A 1,035-nucleotide genomic window follows, 5' to 3' on the forward strand; every position below is an offset into this window, starting at 1 on the left:
ATTGGACTATTATTGGAAATAGGGGTTGAAGAACTTCCTGACGCGGCTGGCAGAGCAATTGATCGATCAACTGCAGCAGGCAGGGGAAAAGATGCTTAAGGAAAACAGGATCGACTTTGAACGGGTAGCCGCCTTTACCACTCCCCGCAGGATGACACTTTATGTTGAAGGGATTGCCGCCGAGCAGGCTGACCTGGTGGAGGAGGTTAAGGGGCCACCCCGCAAGGCGGCCTTTGATCAGTCCGACCAGCCCACAAAAGCTGCTACAGGCTTTGCGCGCAGCCAGAAGGTTCCTGTCTCCAGCCTGGTTGTGCGGTCAACACCTGCCGGAGAGTATGTTTTTGCGGAAAAACGCATCGAGGGCCGGCCGGTAGCAGCGGTTTTAAGTGAGCAGATTCCTGCTTTGATCAAGGGCCTATCTTTTTCACGCCCCATGCGCTGGGGAGATCTTGATTTTCGGTTTATTCGTCCCATCCGCTGGCTGCTGAGCCTGCTCGGTTCTGAGGTTGTGGACTTTGAATTAGGAGGTCTTAAGCCTGGGCGGTTGACTTACGGTCGTTGCGCAATTTCAGCAGTGACCCGTTAACTATCGATAGCGTAAAGGAATACTTTAAGAAATTGAAGGATGTCTCTGTGATCCTCGACCAGGAAGAGCGCAAACAGATGATCTGGGATCTCCGTCCAGGAGGAGGCTGATCTTGTTGAGGGACAGGTTTTGCCTGATGATGACCTTCTGGAGGAGATCACACACCTTGTGGAATGCCCACACCCTCTCCGGAAGTTTTGACTCCCGTTTTTAAGCTTCCCCCGGAAGTGGTGATCCACCCCATGAGGAACACCAGCGCTATTTTCCGGTTTGGGATGAAAGAGGGAAACTATTATCGCATTTTATAGCCTGCGCCAACGGCCCAGTAAATAAGGAACTGGTTCGTCGTGGAAATGAGAAGTCTTGCGTGCCCGCCTCCGGATGCGGAATTTTTCTTCCTGGAAGACCTGAAAACACCCCTGGAGGAGAATGTGGAAAAAGTTAAAGAA

1 protein-coding gene and 1 pseudogene are annotated in these 1,035 nt (G+C 51.9%); both read left to right on the forward strand.

The window, feature by feature from the left end:
- The first annotated feature begins 91 nt into the window (after positions 1-91).
- Positions 92-586: a glycine--tRNA ligase subunit beta gene (locus tag SSCH_RS16425; RefSeq protein WP_232294264.1), complete on the forward strand. Its 495-nt coding sequence runs from the start codon at positions 92-94 to the stop codon at positions 584-586.
- 298 nt (positions 587-884) lie between these two features.
- Positions 885-1,031, forward strand: a pseudogene (locus tag SSCH_RS18260) (hypothetical protein); the annotation flags it as partial.
- Positions 1,032-1,035: the final 4 nt, after the last annotated feature.

Origin of the sequence: Syntrophaceticus schinkii (genome assembly GCF_000946815.1) — a bacterium.
In the GTDB taxonomy this organism is placed as follows: Bacteria; Bacillota; DSM-12270; order Thermacetogeniales; family Thermacetogeniaceae; genus Syntrophaceticus; species Syntrophaceticus schinkii.